The sequence below is a fragment of the Klebsiella sp. HMSC16C06 genome, assembly GCF_001808325.1.
Classification (GTDB): Bacteria; Pseudomonadota; Gammaproteobacteria; order Enterobacterales; family Enterobacteriaceae; genus Klebsiella; species Klebsiella variicola.
The window spans coordinates 207,935-227,579 of the sequence record NZ_KV793011.1; the positions used below are offsets into that span (position 1 = coordinate 207,935).

19 protein-coding genes and 1 tRNA gene are annotated in these 19,645 nt (G+C 55.8%); 4 read left to right on the top strand and 16 right to left on the bottom strand.

Annotated elements, in window-relative coordinates; translation table 11 throughout:
* Positions 1-87: 87 nt before the first annotated feature.
* Entirely contained in the window at positions 88-1,431 is a 1,344-nt protein-coding gene (locus tag HMPREF3142_RS18365) for an MmgE/PrpD family protein (protein WP_060619946.1), read from the top strand.
* Here the strand turns inward: HMPREF3142_RS18365 and HMPREF3142_RS18370 are convergent.
* The 5 genes from HMPREF3142_RS18370 to HMPREF3142_RS18390 form a co-directional block, all read right to left on the bottom strand.
* Positions 1,426-2,187: an amino acid ABC transporter ATP-binding protein gene (locus HMPREF3142_RS18370; RefSeq protein WP_070612282.1), complete on the bottom strand. Its 762-nt coding sequence runs from the start codon at positions 2,185-2,187 to the stop codon at positions 1,426-1,428. The genes HMPREF3142_RS18365 and HMPREF3142_RS18370 overlap by 6 nt on opposite strands.
* Positions 2,180-3,118, bottom strand: a complete 939-nt coding sequence (locus tag HMPREF3142_RS18375; protein ID WP_008804190.1) for an amino acid ABC transporter permease — start codon at positions 3,116-3,118, stop codon at positions 2,180-2,182. The genes HMPREF3142_RS18370 and HMPREF3142_RS18375 overlap by 8 nt, the downstream gene beginning before the upstream one ends.
* Positions 3,115-4,011, bottom strand: a complete 897-nt coding sequence (locus tag HMPREF3142_RS18380; protein ID WP_008804189.1) for an ABC transporter substrate-binding protein — start codon at positions 4,009-4,011, stop codon at positions 3,115-3,117. The genes HMPREF3142_RS18375 and HMPREF3142_RS18380 overlap by 4 nt, the downstream gene beginning before the upstream one ends.
* 397 nt (positions 4,012-4,408) lie before the next feature.
* Entirely contained in the window at positions 4,409-5,368 is a 960-nt protein-coding gene (locus tag HMPREF3142_RS18385) for a quinone oxidoreductase family protein (protein ID WP_008804188.1), read from the bottom strand.
* Positions 5,369-5,494: 126 nt separating this feature from the next.
* Complete coding sequence (locus HMPREF3142_RS18390) at positions 5,495-5,884, bottom strand: RidA family protein (RefSeq protein WP_012541196.1); 390 nt, start codon at positions 5,882-5,884, stop codon at positions 5,495-5,497.
* Between the two features lie 142 nt (positions 5,885-6,026).
* On the opposite strand from HMPREF3142_RS18390, the gene HMPREF3142_RS18395 reads away from it, so the two are divergent.
* Entirely contained in the window at positions 6,027-6,947 is a 921-nt protein-coding gene (locus HMPREF3142_RS18395; RefSeq protein WP_012541195.1) for a LysR family transcriptional regulator, read from the top strand.
* A 307-nt stretch (positions 6,948-7,254) separates the two neighbouring features.
* Positions 7,255-7,491: a hypothetical protein gene (locus HMPREF3142_RS18400; RefSeq protein ID WP_008804185.1), complete on the top strand. Its 237-nt coding sequence runs from the start codon at positions 7,255-7,257 to the stop codon at positions 7,489-7,491.
* 198 nt (positions 7,492-7,689) lie between these two features.
* Here HMPREF3142_RS18400 and ldtA read toward each other — a convergent pair whose 3' ends face one another.
* The 3 genes from ldtA to nac form a co-directional block, all read right to left on the bottom strand.
* On the bottom strand, positions 7,690-8,631 hold the full coding sequence (gene ldtA / locus HMPREF3142_RS18405; protein WP_012967646.1) for a L,D-transpeptidase: 942 nt from the start codon (positions 8,629-8,631) through the stop codon (positions 7,690-7,692).
* Positions 8,632-8,708: 77 nt separating this feature from the next.
* Positions 8,709-9,659, bottom strand: a complete 951-nt coding sequence (gene cbl, locus HMPREF3142_RS18410; protein ID WP_004180456.1) for an HTH-type transcriptional regulator Cbl — start codon at positions 9,657-9,659, stop codon at positions 8,709-8,711.
* A gap of 106 nt (positions 9,660-9,765) precedes the next feature.
* Entirely contained in the window at positions 9,766-10,683 is a 918-nt protein-coding gene (nac, locus tag HMPREF3142_RS18415) for a nitrogen assimilation transcriptional regulator NAC (protein WP_002911729.1), read from the bottom strand.
* A gap of 330 nt (positions 10,684-11,013) precedes the next feature.
* Here nac and HMPREF3142_RS18420 point away from each other — a divergent pair.
* Positions 11,014-11,089: transfer RNA gene (locus tag HMPREF3142_RS18420), tRNA-Asn, on the top strand.
* Between the two features lie 73 nt (positions 11,090-11,162).
* On the opposite strand, the gene HMPREF3142_RS18425 is transcribed toward HMPREF3142_RS18420, so the two are convergent.
* The 8 genes from HMPREF3142_RS18425 to HMPREF3142_RS18460 form a co-directional block, all read right to left on the bottom strand.
* Complete coding sequence (locus tag HMPREF3142_RS18425) at positions 11,163-12,653, bottom strand: cysteine desulfurase (protein WP_043875050.1); 1,491 nt, start codon at positions 12,651-12,653, stop codon at positions 11,163-11,165.
* Positions 12,640-13,584 (bottom strand): family 2A encapsulin nanocompartment shell protein, encoded by a 945-nt coding sequence (locus HMPREF3142_RS18430; RefSeq protein ID WP_008804182.1) that lies wholly within the window; start codon positions 13,582-13,584, stop codon positions 12,640-12,642. Before HMPREF3142_RS18430 ends, HMPREF3142_RS18425 begins: the two co-directional genes overlap by 14 nt.
* Before the next feature lie 37 nt (positions 13,585-13,621).
* Positions 13,622-14,797 carry a molybdopterin-synthase adenylyltransferase MoeB gene (gene moeB, locus HMPREF3142_RS18435; RefSeq protein ID WP_022065165.1) on the bottom strand — a complete coding sequence of 392 codons (1,176 nt, stop codon included), beginning with the start codon at positions 14,795-14,797 and terminating at the stop codon, positions 13,622-13,624.
* Positions 14,794-15,084, bottom strand: coding sequence for a MoaD/ThiS family protein (locus HMPREF3142_RS18440; RefSeq protein ID WP_008804180.1), 291 nt, complete (start codon positions 15,082-15,084; stop codon positions 14,794-14,796). The genes moeB and HMPREF3142_RS18440 overlap by 4 nt, the downstream gene beginning before the upstream one ends.
* A 59-nt stretch (positions 15,085-15,143) precedes the next feature.
* The gene (locus HMPREF3142_RS18445) at positions 15,144-15,572 is read right to left on the bottom strand and encodes a M67 family metallopeptidase (protein WP_012541140.1); all 429 of its coding nucleotides are present in this window, start codon (positions 15,570-15,572) and stop codon (positions 15,144-15,146) included.
* Positions 15,565-16,470: a PLP-dependent cysteine synthase family protein gene (locus HMPREF3142_RS18450; RefSeq protein ID WP_012967642.1), complete on the bottom strand. Its 906-nt coding sequence runs from the start codon at positions 16,468-16,470 to the stop codon at positions 15,565-15,567. The genes HMPREF3142_RS18445 and HMPREF3142_RS18450 overlap by 8 nt, the downstream gene beginning before the upstream one ends.
* Positions 16,471-16,533: 63 nt before the next feature.
* Positions 16,534-17,463 (bottom strand): serine O-acetyltransferase EpsC, encoded by a 930-nt coding sequence (gene epsC / locus HMPREF3142_RS18455; RefSeq protein ID WP_008804177.1) that lies wholly within the window; start codon positions 17,461-17,463, stop codon positions 16,534-16,536.
* A gap of 455 nt (positions 17,464-17,918) precedes the next feature.
* On the bottom strand, positions 17,919-19,553 hold the full coding sequence (locus HMPREF3142_RS18460) for a Na+/H+ antiporter (protein WP_070612283.1): 1,635 nt from the start codon (positions 19,551-19,553) through the stop codon (positions 17,919-17,921).
* Positions 19,554-19,645 lie beyond the last annotated feature (92 nt).

Below are 19,645 nucleotides of genomic sequence, written 5' to 3' on the forward strand. Positions count from 1 at the left end.
TGGTGCAACTGCATGCGCTCTGCGAGCGTGAACCTTTCGTTAATTTATTATCTTCGGTCGCTCAGGCCTGAAACGGGGAATACACCGATGACATTAACGCCATCGCTGGCGAAACTTATCGTCAGCTCGTCCCCTTCCCCCGCGGCTCATGAAGCAGCACGGGAAGGGTTACTGGATTTTTTGGCGGTTACCCTGCCGGTTTTACGCGGTGACTTCCCCGATGCAGGACTGAACAGTTTGCATCAGGTTTACCGCGCTGACGATCCGCCGACCCGCGCGTTGCTGCTCGGGTATGTCGGGCACGCGCTGGATTTTGACGATTTCCATCCCGATTTTCGCGGTCACCCCAGCGTGGTGATTTTGCCCGCGCTTCTGGCGCTGGTCTCACAAAGACCCGATTTCAATGGCGCACATTTTCTCGATGCGTACGTGACCGGAGTGGAAATGTCCGGACGCCTCGGGCTGGCCGTCGGTTCTCAGCATTACACCCTCGGTTTTCACAATACCGCTACGCTCGGCACGATTGCCGCCGCCGCTGCCTGCGCGCGGCTGGTGCATGCCACGGAACGGCAAACGGCAGTGATTCTGGGTATCGCGGCGACGCAGTCTGCGGGTTTACGTGCGCAGTTCGGCAGTGATGTCAAACCGTTGCACGCGGGCCTGGCGGCGCAGACCGCCGTCATTGCCACACAGCTCACGCTGGCAGGCTTTCACGGCCAGCCGGACAACGTGCTGGACAGCTTTTTATCGACTTATTGCGCCGGTCAGCAGCAGCCGGAAAAACTTATCTCAGGCTGGGGCGCGCCGTGGCGGATTATCTCGCCCGGTCTGGAATTCAAACCCTATCCGACCTGCGGAGGCACGCATAGCGCTGCCGATGCCGCACGAGCTCTCCGCCAGGAGTGGCTGCAAACGGGCAATAGCACGGATGTACTGATCGCAGCCATCGAACGCATTGAAGTGTCTTTTCCGCCGGGCGGTGATATTGCGGCGTCGGTGCGAAAACCCAACACCGGCGTTGAAGCCAGGTTCAGTCTGGAATACGTGATTGCGGCATGTTTGCTGCGCGGAGAACTACGCTTAGAGGATTTCTCATCGGCGCCGGTGGCGACAGATATTGCCGCGCTGGCAGAAAGTGTGGCGCGTTGCCCGGATTTCTCCGCACCGCCGGACGAGCTGAACCCGGCCGCGCGTTTTCATCAGGTGACGGTGTTTTTGCGTGACGGCTGCGTGCTGCAACAGCGCTTCACGCGGCAGCAAAGCCTGGCAATCCCGTTTGATTTACCGGCAAAACTGCGTGCCTGTTTGCCCGACTTCACAGACGCAAAGCGGATGGAGCTGGTGGCACTGAGCAGGCTGGAAAACCGCGACAGTCTGCCGCGGCTGGTTGATATGTTATTTGCGAAACAAATTAACGCAGCGTCATTATAAAACCGTCGACAGGAAATTACGGACACGGACGTTCTCCGTTTCATCGAGTACACTTTTCGTTGGCCCCGACGCCACAATCTTGCCACCCTCCATAAAGATGACGTTATCTGCCACTTCTCGTGCAAAGCCGATTTCGTGGGTGACAATCACCATCGTTATCCCGGAGTGCGCCAGCTTTTTGATCACCTGCAACACTTCGCCCACCAGTTCAGGATCCAGCGCGGAAGTGGGTTCATCGAACAACATCACTTCAGGATCCATCGCCAGCGCACGGGCAATGGCTACACGCTGCTGCTGCCCGCCGGAAAGCTGCTGCGGCCAGTCATCTTCACGACTGGCTAACCCAACCTGCCGGAGCAACGCGCGGGCTTTACTAAGTACCTGCTCACGGTTTTGCATCTTCACCCGCAAAGGCGCATCGGTAATATTTTGCAAAACGGTGCGGTGCGGAAACAGGTTAAATTGCTGAAATACCATGCCGGTACGGCTGCGCTGCGCGGCGATTCTGCGGCTGCTCAGTTCATACAATGCCTGCCCTTTCTGCTGATAACCCACCAGTTCGCCACCGATACGGATCGTGCCGCCATCCAGTTTTTCAAGATGATTAATACAACGCAGCAAGGTGGATTTCCCTGAACCGGAAGGCCCGAGGATCACCGTGACCGAACCGGCCGGAATATCGAGGCTGATTTCATCCAGAATGGTATTACCGGAGAAACGCTTAGTGACTTTGCGAAATTCAATGGCTTCACCCATGGCTGGTTTCTCCTGCGCTGATACTGGGGGTACTGACCGCGCCGGATGCCGACGCTTTCCCGGCTTTGCGTTTTACCTTGCGGTGACTACTGCGGCTGAAATGTCGTTCAACGTAATACTGAATCACTGAAAGCAATGATGTCAGCAGCAGGTACCACAACGTGGCGACCAGCAGTAGCGGGATCACTTCATAGGTGCGCTGATAAATAATCTGCGCGGAGAACAGCACATCCTGTAGTGAAATCACCGAGACAACCGCTGTGGTTTTCAACTGACCGATCACTTCATTCCCGGCCGGAGGCAGAATGGCGCGCATCGCCTGCGGCAAAATGGTGTGGAGGAATATTTGTGCCGGGCGATAACCCAGAGCACGTGCAGCCTCGACTTGCCCGGTGCCGACGCTCTGGATCCCGGCGCGGATAATCTCTGCGGCATAGGCAGACTGATGCATGACTAATGCAATCACGGCAGCACTGAACGGGCTAATCAGTGAGTTCGCAGAAGCGCTCCAGATTTCACCAACCCACGGCAGCGAAATCGAAATAGTCGGGTAAAGCGCGGCAATGTTGTACCAGAGAAATAACTGAACCAGCATCGGCACCCCGCGGAAAAACCAGGTATACCCCCAGCTGACAGCGACCAGCACCGGATTGGATGACAGGCGCATCAGCGCCAGGATCGTGCCGCCTGCAAAGCCAAAAATCACGGAAATTGCGGTCAGTTGCAATGTCATCAGTACGCCCTGAATGATCGACGGACCGGTAAAGTTTTCGGCAATCACCGACCATTCAAAACGCGGATTGCTGAGCATGGAGTTCCCCATAGCCAGCAATATCAGCAATACGATCAGGGCGCTTATCCAGCGCCCGATATATTTTTTACCGATGATCCGCAGTTCTTCCGGCTGCTGATCGTGTGTTTCACTGCTCATCCGAAAATCTCTTCATTACGTTTTGACTCTTTGACTGCGCCAAAACCGATGGACCATTTATCGAGGATTTTCTGGTAAGTCCCGTCCTTGATCAGCGAGTTCAGGGATGCCTGCACCGCCTCTTCCAGCCCCGACTGTTTAGGGAACGCCACGGAGACAGGCGCATCATCAACATGAATAGTGCCGGTCAGCGTCAGCGGTTTGACCTGGCTAACCTGATAGGTCAGACCTTCATACGGGCCGAAGAACATCGGTACGCGACCGCTGACCACGGCCTGTACGCCTGAAGGGCGATCCGGGAATACGGCAATCTTGATCGGCGGCTTACCCGCATCAGTACAAATTTTGCTTGCAGCTTCAAGACGCCCAATCTGCGTAGTGCCCGCGCCGGCGCCCACTTCCTGCCCGCACACAGCCTCAAAAGAGGTAAATGGCGCAATATTGGCGTCTTTACGCGAGATGACCCCCAGGCGCGACGCATCGTAGTAACTGACGAAATCGACCTGCTCGAGACGTTTTTTGGTGGCGTTGATATTGGATAGTGCGACGTCATAGCGACCCGATTTCAACCCCGGAATAATATTGTCGAAACCGCCGGTATCCTGCCAGCGCACTTCCACACCGAGCCTTGCCGCCACGGCATTCATCACATCAATCTCACGCCCGGCGAGCGTTTTATTGTCTTCCTGGAAAAAAGTGGTTGGGGGCGTATTCGGATTGGTGCCTGCAACGATATATCCGCGTTTGGCGATATCCGGCGGAAGCTTACTTTTCAGCGCCTCATCAGCGGTGACATGAAAGGTGGTAGAGGACGGAACAACCTGCCCGGCAGCCCACGCAGAAGAGAGATTCCCGGCAATCAGCAAAGGAAGCAGTAATTTAGATAACGTCATAAAGAAGCCTTTTCCTGGTTAAAATCTGTAAAAACCACAAAAGAGGTGTGGTAAAAGAGGCAAGGCCATCAGAGGGGTTTTATCATTGATAGTGCAACACCCGCCCTGCCTTAGACATGATTCTGCGGGCATATGCCTTTTACTGACAAATGAGAAAAAGAGATAAAGATTTCGAAAAAATGGGAAAGTCAGGGGCGGGCTAAAGAACACTTTTCATTCAAACTCAAGGTCAGCGCCGTGGGCTCGCAGCACTCGCTGGCTCAAAAGAATGTTAAACCACTCCTTTTGATATTCTGCGGTTTTAACCGTGCGCTCACGCCTGCTATGCGTCAGGTAAATCGCCTTGATACCAGATGCAAGTCATTAGCCTGGCGCACGCGTACTGGTCAAACGCACCTCATGGCTTCATCACGACGCGGCCAAGCGGTTTCGCTGTCTCAGCGAATTCGTGGGCCGCGGCAGCGTTAGCCAGGGGGAAGATACGGTCAATGACCACCTTGATACGCCCTGCTGCTACAGCCTGCAACAGGTCGTCCACACTGGCCCGCACGCCAGGCCTTGCAAAAAGGGGGCCCATGAAGACTCCCATGAGTGTCTGGTTAGACTGCATTGGCGACCACAAGTCGACAGTCAGACTCCCCCCGCCCGCATTACCGACGAAGACGAGACGTCCTTCCGGGGCAAGTGCAGAAAGCGAAGCAGGCAGCGTCGTCCCCACCGGATCGATGACGAGGTCAACACCGGTACCCTGGGTGTACTGTCGGACACGGTCTACGATGTTGTGCTCGGCACGATCCACGACATGATCGGCACCCAGTTCAAGCAACCGACTCCTGCGCTGTGTTCCGCTTGCCACGGCGATGACCGTTGCGCCTGCTTGTGAGGCAAGCTGAACGGCCGCGAGCCCCACGCCACCCGCCGCGGCCTGAATAAGGACGGTTTCTCCGTGTCGGAGCATGCCTCGGGTGAAAAGACAATGATGCGCGGTTGCAAAAGAAATCGGTACCACCGCCGCTTCAGGCATCTCCACGCCATCGGGGATAAGCCAGGTGTGTTCCGCGGGTACCGCCCAACGTTCCGCATGTGATCCCTGCAGGTGAAAAGCAGCGACTCTGTCCCCAACCTTACGGCTACGGACATTCGATCCGACGGCAACCACTGTGCCCGCGGCCGCGTAGCCCACGACCCATGAAGGAAGCGGCGGCGGAGTTGAACGGCGGTTGATCAGATCGCCTCCTTCAATGGAGATTGCCTCGACAGCAATCAGGATATCGTCAGGCCCGGTGATCGGATCGGGGATATCGACATATTTCAGGACGCCGGGAGCGCCTGCCACGTCATAAACCGCTGCTTTCATAAATTGTCCTCTGTCCCCTCCGTTAATCCGCACCCGTCTGGCTAACTCTCCCGATCCAGCATAGACCTCCACAGGCAGCGCAGGTTGCCCTATTGAATTTTCGACTGGCGGAAAGACTCATAACGCTTAGGGCAGCTTGGCAATGACCTTTATCTCAAACGTGAATCCGTAAAGCCAGGTCACGCCGATCCCGGTCAACGTAGGGTAAGGCGCCTCCCCCCAATATTCTGGCAGAATACTCCAGATAGCGTCGAGATTTGACTCGGGATCGACGACAAAGAGGGTAACGTCTACCACGTCACCAAACGTGCAGCCCGCCGCCGCGAGCACAGCATTAAGATTATTGAACGCCAGCCTGACCTGAGCTTGCAGATCGTGCTCAGGCGAGCCGTCCTCGCGGCTACCAACCTGCCCCGAAACGAACAAAAAACCATTGGATTTGATGGCCGGTGAATAGCGATTGCGCTCATAGAGCGTCTGCCGACCGAAGGGAAAAACGGCTTCGCGTGCTGTCATGTTTTGTACCTTTATCGTGGGGCGAAATAAGCCCGGTGAATATAAAGACACTTTACAGCGGCGAGATCGGGCGGATAAACAAGCGACTTTGTCCCTCATTGTTTGTAATATCCAAACAATCGGTGAAAAGAGAGGATAAGGAATGGATCGTTTCGATGCGATGCGCGCCTTTGCTCGCGTGGTAGAGGCAGGTAGCTTCACGAAGGCTGCCCAAACGCTTCATATGAGCAAAACCACGGTGACGCAACTCATTCAGCAGCTGGAAGCGCGCCTGCGCGTCAAATTGCTCCATCGCACTACCCGCAAACTCGGTGTGACTCCTGATGGCGCGGTCTACTACGAACGCGTCATCCGTCTGCTGGCGGACATGGAGGATGCTGAAAACAGCCTGTCCAGTGCGGCGATGACGCCCAGGGGACGGCTACGGGTGGATGTACCCAGTCCGCTGGCCCGCCTTATTCTGGTGCCGGCGCTACCGGCTTTCCACGCCCGCTACCCTGATATCCAGTTCGACATGGGTGTGAGCGACCGGGTGGTGGATCTGATCGGCGACAACGTGGATTGCGTTCTGCGCGGTGGTGAAATCACCGACCAGTCCCTAATCGCACGCCATGTCGGCGATTTGCAAATCGGCGTCTACGTCGCCCCCCATTATGTGGAACGCCTTGGCGCCCCTGCGCACCCGCGAGAACTGCAAAACACCGACCATCGCATAGTAGGATTCGTGTCCTCACGCAGCCGTAAGATTGATCCTCTGGTTCTGCGCAGTGAGAGTGAACAGATTGAAATTACCGGCAATTATGTGCTTGCCGTAGATGACGGCAATGCTTACCTCGAAGCTGGATTAGCCGGGTTAGGCGTGATTGCGCTGCCAATCTATATGGCGGCAGCACATCAGGCTGTTGGCGCTTTGATTCCGTTATTTACACAATGGCGTATCAGCCCAATGCCCCTGCACCTGGCGTTTCCGCCGAACCGCCATGTCAACGGCAAACTGCGCGTTTTTATTGACTGGATCGTTGAATTGATGCAACAGCATGTCCCCATTACCAACAATAAGTAACGACATCCCAGCTCCCTGATTCGCTTCTCAACGACGATGGGGGTCATTCCCGTTGTTTTGAACGAAAGTGAATAATAGAAATCGTTTTCCCAATTTAAATATTTATAACGAATCCAAGAACTATAATGCGGGATTGCCGTCCTGTTCGGGACTCGCTGGAAATATTTCCCCTAACACTAGTCTGTTTGCCTAACTACAGTATTCATGGGATTCCCGATGAGGTACACTTTATCTTTAATATCGTCATTCCCGCACCATTCATAGTAATTATAGAAAATTGCATTTAATAAAATAAGGATATTAATTTATGAAAAAAGGTATAAAAATTATCATCACGGTAGTTTTCGTGATTCTGGCATTGCTGAGCGGCATGATGAGCTTCATGATCGTCGGGATGGGGGTCAGCGGTAGTGGCTGTGGTCAGGAGTGTTTTGATAATATGGATTCTGCAAAACTCATTAGTATTATATTCTGGATATTGGCTATCATAAGCGGTATCTTCGCTTTCATGGACAATGGCAGCCAAAAAAAAGATCCTCAGTAACAATATTAAGTCCATAGATATATTTGCAGATTTTATCATCTCCTCCTGAGCATCTCCTGGCACCCTCATTAAAACGCCATCACCGCCACTGCTGATAAGTTAAGGATCGGTTTCCCGATCCTTATCCCCAACAACGTTGAATGCATCGACAGCAAAAGAGCCTTCTTACAATAACCGTTAATCAGGCTAAACGCCCCGCTACAAACTCCCCTGCACCGCTGCAGCGCTGATATTCACCGGCATGCCGGAGCGGCGCTGCAGGGTTTGCTCGGCCTGCGAAGGACTCACTCCCGGCCCCTGAGTAAACTCGCGCAGCGCCGAGGTCATCGGTAGCGGGACCTTTCGGTCGGATTCAAATTCCGCCCGATTGCGCGACAGCGGCTCGTGCACCTCCAGCCAATGGCTGCCGTCCGGCTCCACGGTGTACTTCACCGGCTGATCGATTAGCTGGACGCGCGTCCCCACCGGTACGTTATCAAACAGGAATTTAATATCATCATTGCGCAGGCGAATGCATCCCTGGCTGACGCGCAGCCCAATGCCAAAGTTAGCGTTGGTGCCGTGGATGGCGTACAGCCTGCCGATGTAGATCGCATACAGCCCCATCGGATTATCAGGCCCGGGCGGCACCAGCGCCGGCAGGGTTTTGCCCTCTTTCGCATACTCGCGCCGGGTATTGGCGGTCGGAACCCAGGTCGGTCCCTCCTGCTTGCGCTCTACCGCCGTCACCCAGTTACGCGGGGTTTCGCGTCCGGCCTGGCCAATGCCGATTGGCAGCACTTCCACACTATTGCCCAGCGGCGGGTAATAATAGAGACGCATTTCGGCGACGTTGATGACGATCCCTTCGCGCACGGTGTCAGGCAGGATCAACTGTTGCGGAATAATCAGCGTCGAACCGGAGTGCGGCAAATAAACATCAACGCCGGGGTTGGCCTCCAGCATATTGCTCAACCCCTGGCCGTACTGGGCAGCAAAACTTTCCAGCGGTTGGGTGTTGTTCTCCGGCACGGCGATGGTAAATGCGCTGCCCACCAGACGACTTCCCTCCGGCGGCAGCGGATAACTGACGGCCAGCGCGCCGTGGCTGGCGAGCAGCATCAGCGCAGAACAAAGTAATTTCACACGCCGCATCGTCATTTTCCCTTCCTCAGTCGCGACTCTCGTGTGTGAATTATAGCGTTATTTCCTCGCCTCGATCCGCTGACCGCGATGGCTTAAATCTGATAGTCGATAGCGGCCTCTTCCGGCTCCATCGCCTGACGCTTAATTTCATCCAGCGACAGTCCGGCATTGCACAGTTCGATAAAGCGCCAGACGTAGTTACGCTGCAGCTGGCCCCGCTTCAACCCCAGCCACACGGTATTGGCATCGAACAGATGACGAGTATCGAGACGCGTAAAGGTGTCCGCTTCCCTGGCATCTCCGGACTGCTCGGCAACCAGCCCGACGCCCAGCCCCAGCTCGACATAGGTCTTGATGACATCGGAATCCTGCGCGCTCAGCACGATATCCGGCATCAACCCCTTGCGGTTGAAGGCCTCATCGATTCGCGAACGGCCAGTGATCCCCTGGCGGTAGGTGATTAACGGCCAGCGGGCGATCGCCTCCAGCGTCAGAGGAGACACCTGCGTCAAAGGATGATCCTTCGGCACCAGCAGGCTGTGATGCCAGCGGAACCAGGGGAAAGCCGCCAGCGTCGGGTCGTTGCTCAGGCGCTCGCTGGCGATACCGATATCCGCCCCGCCGTTATGCAGCAGCGCTTCGATTTCCTGCGGGGTGCCCTGCACCAGCTCGACGCGAACATCTGAGAACAGCTCGCGGAAGGCTTTAATCACCGGCGGCAGGCTGTAGCGCGCCTGGGTGTGGGTGGTGGCGATGGTTAAGACGCCGGAGGCATCATTGGTAAAGAGATCCGCCAGCCGCCGGACGTTGCTGGCTTCATTGAGGATGCGCTCGGCAATGGATAACAGCGCTTTACCCGGCTCGGTCATGCCTAACAGGCGCTTACCGCGACGGATAAAGATCTCAATCCCCAGCTCCTCTTCCAGTTCCCGGATATGGCGGCTGACGCCTGACTGCGAGGTATAGAGCATATTCGCGACTTCCGTCAGGTTGTAATCCTGACGGGCCGCCTCACGGATAATTTTCAGTTGCTGGAAGTTCACCCTTTCCTCCGGGCCAATGGACTTAACGTATCTGCTATTGTTAAAGTCTGTTGTCCCAGGTAACAAATAATAAAAACCAGCAACTTATTCCTTAAGAGAATATAGCCTAACTAACCAGCTGCAGTTCACGGTTCTCCAGCGACGGGCGGCTCACCAGAGACAGCAGGATCTCTTTCACCGCCTGCGCCTGCGGCGACAGACTGCCGCGTGCCGACATATTCAGCGACAGCGACAGGCTCATCGACGGCGTGCTAATCCGCGCCATCCAGCCGTTTGCCGCGCCGCACAGGGAGCGGGCAGCGGATTCCGGCAGGACCGTCGCCCCCATGCCGCTGGCGATAGCCGCAGTCAGGGTGGTAATGGATTCGATCTCGCCGATAATTTTCGCCGACAGACGACGCAGGGTGAACGCCTCGGTGACCCGCGCCCGTACCGCGCTGTAATCCCGCGGCAGGAACAGGTTCATCTCCGCCACCGCCGTGAGATCCACGCTCTGTCCCGGGCAGTCGCGGGTACCCACCAGATAGAGGTCCTCTTTCAGCAGCGGCTGGCTGACGATACCGGCCACTGGCGAACGCTCATACAGCACCGCCATATCCAGCTGACCCGCCAGCAGCTTGTCATTCAGCGCAGTGCCGCTGCTCTCCTGCAGATAGACCATCACCTCGGGCAACTCATTACGCACCGTCTGCAGCAACGGCATAGTAATGGCAGAAGCCGCCGTGCCCGGCGCCAGGCCAATCGAGACCTGACCACGCAGCGTCTGGCCGACGTTATTGACCGCCAGTTGCGCCTGCTCACACTGGCGCAGGATGGTTCGCGCATGGGTGTAGAGAATTTTACCGGCTTCTGTTGGCGTGACCCCTCGCTTGGTGCGTATCAGCAACTGCTGGTCCATTTCACCTTCCAGGGTCGCGACCTGCTGGCTCAGGGCCGGTTGTGCGATGTGCAAGACTTCAGCGGCCTGGGTCAGACTGCCGATATCGACGATTTTCACAAAATATTTCAGTCGTCTTAAGTTCATTTTGCCTCCTGTAAGGAACGCCAGCGTCAACGCTGGAAGTATGATGCAACTGGTTCTGCAATTTGCTTGCCAGCTTTTCAATTGCGCTGCCGCTGCCCGCCAGAGGCCGTGTTATAAGGGATAGTGATAACAATCCAGCTTTTATTTGCCCGGTAAGCAGATTGTGGTATGCCCCATTAGGGGTATTTTTGCACCGCAACGGTGCGTAATGGTGAAAAAAGCGGCGCCCAGCCAGGGGTTGTTGAAATTGTCAGCAGTTGAACGCAATTCTTTGAATCAGGCTTTGACAAGGCCGGATGGCATCGTTAATATGCGCCCCGTTCACACGATTCCTCTGTAGTTCAGTCGGTAGAACGGCGGACTGTTAATCCGTATGTCACTGGTTCGAGTCCAGTCAGAGGAGCCAAATTTAAAAAAGCCTGCTTTCGAGCAGGCTTTTTGCTTTTCGGTTTTCATGCGGCCTAACGCGGTTTACGGCGTCATTGCCGCGCGGCAAATCGGGCAACCTGTTCGGCGAGAAAATCAATTTCCTGCGGCGTGTTATAAAAAGCCAGCGAAGGCCGGACGGTACTCTCATAGCCCAAACGACGCAGGATCGGTTGCGCACAGTGATGCCCGGACCGCACAGCGATGCCAACCTGACTGAGATAGCGCCCCACGGCTTCATTTTCATGCCCCGCCAGCACAAAAGACAAGACGCTGGTTTTGTTCGCCGCGGTGCCGACCAGCGTCAGGCCCGGAATAGCCGACAGCTTCGCTATCCCATACTCCAGTAAGGCATGCTCATACTGCGCAATATTTTCGATCCCCAGTGAGGTCACATAGTCGATGGCCGCCCCCAGCCCGACGGCATCGGCAATATTGCCCGTTCCCGCCTCAAACTTATTCGGCGAAGGCTGATAGCGCGTCAGCTCAAAGGTCACGTCGGCAATCATGTTCCCGCCGCCCTGATACGGGCGCGCCGCTTCCAGTACCTCCTGCTTGCCATAGACGACGCCGATCCCGGTAGGTCCAAAAATTTTATGCCCGGAGAAGACAAAGAAATCGGCATCCAGCGCCGTGACGTTGGTCGGGATATGTGAGATAGACTGCGCGCCGTCGATGGCGATACGCACGCCAAAACGATGGGCGATCTGCACCAGTTCCTGAACCGGCGTCACGGTCCCCAGGGCGTTGGAAACGTGAGTAGCGGACACAAAACGGGTTTTATCGTTGAATAACCGAATATACTCCTCGACGATCAGCTGTCCGTGCTCATCAACCGGCGCAACGCGGATCGTCGCGCCCGTCTCCTGCGCAATAAGTTGCCACGGCACAATGTTGGCGTGATGCTCAAGCTGCGTGAGGATAATTTCATCCCCAGGGCGTAGCAGCGGCTTCACGTAGCTGTGAGCGATAAGATTGAGTCCCTCCGTGGTGCCGCGCACAAAGATAATATTCTCCGGGCCGCGGGCGCCAATAAAACGCGATACTTTCTCTCGCGCGGCTTCATAAGCATCGGTGGAACGAGCGGCAAGCGTATGCGCCGCCCGATGAACGTTCGAGTTTTCGTGCAAATAATAATGGCTGATGCGATCGATAACCTGCTTCGGGCGCTGGGTCGTCGCGGCATTATCCAGCCACACCAGCGGATGCCCCTCCACCTGTTCGGCAAGGATCGGAAAATCTGCACGGATCCGCTCAACCGGGATCTGCCCAACCCGCGCCGCTGGCGCAGGCCGGGAGCCGAAAGCAGGCAATGTTGCAAACCCGCGAGGGGTGATATCCGCCCTGCCCTCCTGGCCCAGTGGCACCACCCGCGGCGCGTAGGCCGTCTCCACTCCGCGCGGACGGGCGGGCGTATCGCTCAGCAACCCTTGCAGATCCCGCGCGTCGGGCAGACCATAATCGCGTGCAGAGGGGGCGTCATCCGCCTCGCCGGGCCATCCGCCCGGCGCAAAGGGAAGCGTGAATAAATTACTCGTAGTCATAATATTCACCCACTTCAACATCTTCCAGCACAGCAATGGCATCATCGGCCAGGATCGCGGCGGAGCAATAAAGTGAGAGTAAATAAGAGGCCACGCCGTTATCATCGATCCCGCGGAAGCGCACCGACAGCCCGCGAGACTGCTCGTTTGGCAGCCCTTCCTGATAAAGCCCCAGCACGCCGCGTTTACTTTCCCCGGAGCGAATCAGCAGAATATTGGTTTTCCCGCCCTGGCTTTTTGGGTTCTTCAGTCCGTCGACAAAAAGTTTATCGGAAGGGATCAGCGGAATACCGCGCCACAGAATAAAAGTCCCGCCATGCAGGTTCACCGTGACCGGCGGCACACCGCGTCGCGTGGCTTCACGCTGAAAGGCGGCAATGGCCCGCGGATGGGCGAGGAAGAAGGAAGGCTCTTTCCACACTTTTGACAACAACTCATCCAGATCATCCGGCGTCGGGCGGCCGTTGCGGGTCTGAATGCGCTGCGAGTCATCAATATTTTTCAGCAGTCCATATTCATCATTATTAATAAGCTGGCTTTCCTGGCGTTCACGCAGGCTTTCGATCGCCAGCGCAATTTGCTCTGACGCCTGGTCATAGGGCGAACTGTAGAGATCGGCAATTTTGGTATCAACGTTAATAATGGTCGAGATCGAATCCAGCTGATATTCGCGCGGTGTGGTCTGATACTCAATATAGCCCTGTGGTATCTCTACGCGTGAAGGGTCCTGGCTGCATAATACGTCCAGCGGCGTCTCCCCCTCCACGACCTTGTTGACGCGATAAATGCCCGACTCCAGCCCTTTATAATCGAGAAAACGACTGACCCAGCGCGGAGTAATTGCCGCAAATTGCGGCGCCGTTTTGGTCACATTCGCTAACTGATACGCGGCTTCACGCCCCAGTGCATTAATGCTTTTTTGTTCTGCCATGATAAGTCCTTAGTGTTTGAAAGAGTGGAGCTGAAGGTTAGTACTGCGGTAAACGGGTATCGACATCCCGCGCCCAGGCGTTTAGGCCATCTTTTAAATTCATCACGCGCCCCTGATAACCTGCGCGCTGGAGTGCCCGAATGGCGAAAATACTGCGCTGCCCTATCTTGCACAGAAACACCGCATCGACCGTCGGATCGAATTCATCGATACGTCTGACTATCTGGCCCAGCGGCATCACTTTGGCCTGCGGAAATTTTGCGATCGCTCTTTCGTGGGGCTCACGAATGTCGATCAGTTGCAGGGGTTTTCCCTCCTCTATCCACGCATGAAGCTCAAGCGCCGTGACGCTTTCAATGGGTGCTTCTGACTCATCAGGTTTCAGCCCGCAAAACTCCTCATAGTCGATGAGCGCATGGATCGACGGATGCTCACCGCAGACCGGGCAGCCGGGGTCCCTCTCCAGCCGCAGTTCACGTTGCTTCATCTGCCACACATCGAAGAGCAGCAGACGGCCGATCAGGCTCTCGCTGCCGCCGACGATAAGCTTGATGGCTTCCGCGGCCTGAATCGTACCAATAATGCCCGGCAACACACCGACCACGCCGCCTTCCGCGCAGGAGGGCACCAGCCCCGGCGGCGGTGGCTCGGGATAAAGGCAGCGGTAGCAGGGCCCTTGTCCGGCATAAAAAACGCTGGCCTGCCCTTCAAACTGGAAGATGGAGCCGTAGACCAGCGGCTTACCCAGTAACACGCAGGCATCGTTGATCAGATACCGGGTGGGATAATTGTCCGTGCCGTCGACCACCAGGTCGTATTCGCGGATGATCTCGAGCGCGTTTTTACTACTCAGGGTGGTGTTATAGGTTTCCACCTGAATCTCGGGGTTAATTGCTTTAATCTTGTCTTTCGCCGAAGCGACTTTGGGGCGGTTAATATCTTTGGTGCTGTGAATAATCTGCCTTTGCAGGTTGGAGATATCGACAAAATCAAAGTCGACAATCCCCAGCTTACCAACCCCCGCCGCGGCCAGATAAAGCGCCACTGGCGCCCCCAACCCGCCGGTGCCAATAAGTAACACGCGGGCGGCCTTCAGACGCTTTTGCCCCTCAAGCCCGACTTCCGGCAGCAGCAAGTGGCGGCTGTAGCGGGCAATCTCAGCATGCGTCAGCTCCGACAGACGGTCGTCCGGGATAATGCTCGGTCTGCTCATATCGCCTTCCCGACGCCACCGGCAATGGCGGGAACCAGCAACACTTCCGCCCCATCGCTAACCGGCGTCTCCAGCCCACCGGTAGTTTTAATATTGTGCTCACCCACATACAGATTGATAAAGCTGCGCAACGCGCCTGCGTCGTCATACAGATGCGGCTGAATGTCCGGATATCGCGCCGCCAGCGCCGCGACCAGTTGCCCAACGGTGTGACCTTCGAGGGTCACCTTCCCCTGACCGTCGGTGAAAGCGCGTAGCGCAGTGGGGATCAGTAATGTCGATGCCATAGTGATAATCTCTCCGTGTTTTGCTCTGGTTTCCGGCAACGTTGTGCCTGTTATTCACGTCATGAAACGATGTGCACTTCCTCCTGCAAAAAGCGCAGGCGGTCCTGCGTGAGCCGCCAGCTGGTCAGCGCCCCCGCCTGCCGCTGCGCGACCGCCACGATGATGTAGGCGTAAAACGGCAGGGCATGTTCACGGTCAAATTCCGATGGAATGGCCGGATGATCGGGGTGCGAATGGTAATAGCCGATGACATCCACACCTTCCGCCAGCGCAGCACGCTCCGCCCGCAAGGCGTCGTCGGCGGTGATAACAAAGCGGTGGTACTGCTCTTCCGATTCCCGCGCGTTGACGATGGGGAAAATCGCCGTCACGCGGCCATCGCCCTGCGCAGATAAATGACCAAAAAGCGCACCACAGCATTCATTGGGATAGGTCTTTTCCCCTTCAGCGCCAATCTGTCTGGCGATTTCACGAGTCAATTCAATCATGGGTTTCATTCCAGAAAGGGTCGGTCAAATAGCGGGAGCCCACATCGCACAGCAGCGTGACCACCACCGAACCAGCCGGCAGCGTGCGGGCCAGCCGTGCGGCGGCGGCAACATTGGCGCCAGATGAAATACCGACAAAAATGCCGTCCCGCCGGGCGAGGCGTCGCGCACTCGCATAGGCCTCCTCGGTGGTGACGGAAATCACATCATCAAACAGGGTTTCGTCGAGAATGCCGGGTTTAATACTGCTGCCCATATGCTTAGTCCCTTCAATGCCATGGAATGGCGAAGCGGGCTGAACGGCGAGGGTTTTCACCCGCGGATCCTCAAACTTCAGCCGCCGGGCGGTGCCGACAAAACTGCCTGACGTGCCCATCCCGGCGACAAAATGGGTGACTTGCTTTCCGCTTTGCTCCCAGATCTCTTTCCCGGTGGTCGCGAAATGCGTTTGCGGATTAACGGGGTTGTTATACTGGTCGGGATAAAAATAGCGCTCCGGGTGTGCGGCGACCTGGGCCTGGACTTCAAGATAAGCGCCATCGGAACCTTCAAGCGGATCAGTCTCCACAATCGTGGCGCCATACTGACGAATTATTTTTTTACGCTCCGGGCTGGTATTCTGCGGGAGATACAGCCGAACGTGATACCCCAGCGCGGCGCCGATCATCGCGTAAGCAATTCCGGTATTACCGCTGGTCGCATCAATAATAGTTTTATCCGGCGTCAATAACCCCCGCGCAATTCCGTCCAGTACCATCGCTTTTGCCGCGCGGTCTTTCACCGAGCCGCTGGGATTCATAAATTCAGCTTTTGCCAGCAGCGTGACACCCGATAATTCTGCAGAAAAAGAGGGCAAGGCTATTAAAGGCGTCTCGCCAATCGTTTCAAGTAAATTCATAATAATGATCACGCTGCTATTTTAATGGTACGGGAACGATAGGTTTATTTATTCTTGTAATGATTAAATGCCGTCGCCGTCGCTGAAATGTCTCTGCTGTATTCGCGCCTGTTGAACATTACTGTCCGGTGGCACATCACGGGTTAGCCAGATATTTCCTCCGATGCTGGAGCGCGCCCCAATGGTAATTCTCCCGAGGATTGTCGCGCCGGCATAAATCACAACGTCATCTTCAATAATAGGGTGGCGAGGATAATTTTTTTGCAATTGTCCGTCCTCACCGACGAGGAAACGTTTGGCCCCCAGGGTGACGGCTTGATAAATACGTACTCGTTTACCGACGATGGCGGTTTCACCAATGACCACGCCGGTTCCGTGATCGATAAAGAATCCGTCATCAATCTGCGCACCGGGATGAATATCGATTCCGGTCTGGCTATGCGCCTTTTCCGTGATGATGCGCGCCAGCAGCGGAAGGTCGAGCTGATGCAGCTCATGGGCCAGCCGATAGTGCATCACCGCATGAATTCCCGGGTAGCAGAGCAGCACATCATCCATGCTGCGCGCGGAGGGGTCACCCTGATAAGCGGCGAGGATATCACCGTCAAGACGCTGACGAATCACCGGTAAACGGTTGGCAAACTGCTGAACGCGTCTGACCGCCTCCTGCAACAGGACCTCATTTTCCGCCTGCTCATCCGACTGATAATAGAGTTCCAGAAGTGCTTCTTCGGTGAGCCTGTCCAGCGCTGTGCCCAGCAAATGGCCGACGTAATAATCTTCCCCCTCTTTGCGTAAGTCCACGTCGCCTAAGCGCATCGGATAAAGCACTTTTATCAATGTATCCGCGACGGAATTAACGCTTTCCCGGGAAGGTAAACTCCGTTTATTACGATAATTATTCTTCGCGTGCTCATCGCGCCACGCCTGGCGAACGCGACGCAATTCATTGACGACATTATTTAAATGCCAGTTATTTTCTCTTTTCGGCAAGAGATACAATTCACCCGCTTCCGGCATAATAATATCCTTCATAAAAGCACATCGATAAAATTCTTTTTGGCGTTACCTCACTTTTATGCATTACCCACATTAAAAACAAATAACCTTATTGACTTTAAATAGCTGAAAAGAATAAATAGTTAAAAATCAAGGTATTCTTCCCCCCTCACCTCACTCAGTCGCGACATTGCGTCCCGCCTGGTCAAGCATTGCAGGCGTCAAACCCCAGTGAGATGGGGAAAAGCAGGTTCCTTGCAATAAGTAGAGCCAGAGGTTTGCTTTCAGAGCAACTCGCCCCATCTGCCACTGTTCGCCAGTCCAGGCCGCCAACATAAAAAAAGCCTGCTTTTCCAGCAGGCTTTGTTTTATACAGCGGCAGAACACCTCTTCCGGAAGGCGAACCAGCCCCTTTCAGCGCTTACGCCCCGGCCTTCCGGCCATGTTTGTTAGCGCAAGCTTTCTTCCTTGAGGTCTATCTCCCGCAGCACTTCATAAAAGGTCGTATCACTGATGTTATGGGCGCGCCGCAGCCGGAACAGCTCCTGGCGCTGAGCGATAATGACCTCCCTTTGCATATACTTCTCCAGCCTGGCGCGCTTCGCCAGCTCCTGCCCGACGTCCTGCTCCTCGTCACTGTCGTTATAGTGCAGCCGCCGCTGGTACGTTTCCAGCAGCATATTGCCCGCATCGACCCGCAAAGCCTGCTCATTCGGATCGTCCACCGACTCGTCCAGCAGCGCATTCAGGCGGTTAATCGCCACTTCGGTCATCACCGCACCGATATTGTCTTTCCCGGTGTCATGGGGTAAATCATCGGCCAGATACTGGGTCATGTACGGCAGGCCGACGGCCGCCACGATGAGCGACATCAGGATCACCGCCATTGAGAGAAAGATCAGCAGTTCCCGCCCCGGAAACGGCGAGCCATCCGCCAGCAATACCGGTAGTGTCAGGATACCGGCAAGGGTGACGGAACCTTTTACCCCCGCCAGCGCCATGACGGCCATGATGCTGAATCGCGGACGAATAGTGATAGCCTTGCCCCGGCGCTTGCGGCGGAAAATCGTCAGGGTCATCGACAGCCATACCCAGGCAAAGCGCATCAGGCCAAGCGCCAGGGTGATGGCCACCGCGTACAGCAGCAGATACCAGGGAGACGAGACGCCGGCCTGACTGGCCACCGCAGGAAGCGTATTCAGCATGCGCGGCAGCTGCTCGCCCAGCATGAGAAAAATCATGCCGTTGAGGGTGGTCTGCAGCATGGTCCACACCGCGCTGCTTTTCATACGCGTCGCCGGCAGTCGGGGACCCGACAGCTGCTCATAGTGCATCGCAATGCCGGCGGCCACCGCAGCAAGAATGCCTGAGACATGGAACGCCTCGGCCAGCAAATAGGCAGCGAAGGGGATAAGCAGGCTTATCAGGATCTGAATTGCCGGCTCCTCGCGGGTGCGCCGCACGAGAAAGTTGTTGCATTTGCCGGTGACCCACACCACCACGAGGCCACTGAGGATCCCCCCAAACGCCATCAGGAAAAACTTCACCACTGCGTCTCCCGGAGAGAAGCTGCCGGTCAGCACCGCGGCGATGGCGAAGTTAAAGGCGACAAGGCCTGAAGCATCGTTTAACAGCGACTCCCCTTCGAGAATATGCGCCATCCTTGAGGGAAGCGGTGAGCTGGCGGTCATTGCCGATACCGCCACCGGATCGGTGGGTGACAGAATAGCCGCGAGGGCGAACCCCGCGGCCACGGTGATAGCCGGGATCAGCCAGTGTATAAACAGACCAATGCCGAGGATCGTCACCATCACCAGGCCTATCGCCAGCGACAGAATCGGCTTCATATCCCTGAAAAAGGCGTCTTTGGGGATCCGCCAGCCATCGAGGAAAAGCAGCGGCGGAATAAACAGCAGCAAAAAGATATGCGGATCGAAATCGACCTGAAATCCGCCGGCGGCCAGCGCAGCGCCTGCGGCGATCTGGATCAGCGGCAGCGGCACCTTAACGGGCAGAAGATGAGACACGAACACGGTCACGACGATGGCCATCATAAAGACCAACACAATAGTAATTAGCGACATTCGCCCCCTCCTCTGACGGCAATACTCATTCTGTACATCACGCTTTTATTCCTTTCCTTGCAGGTGTTGTTTCATCGCCGGTTTATTGCTTC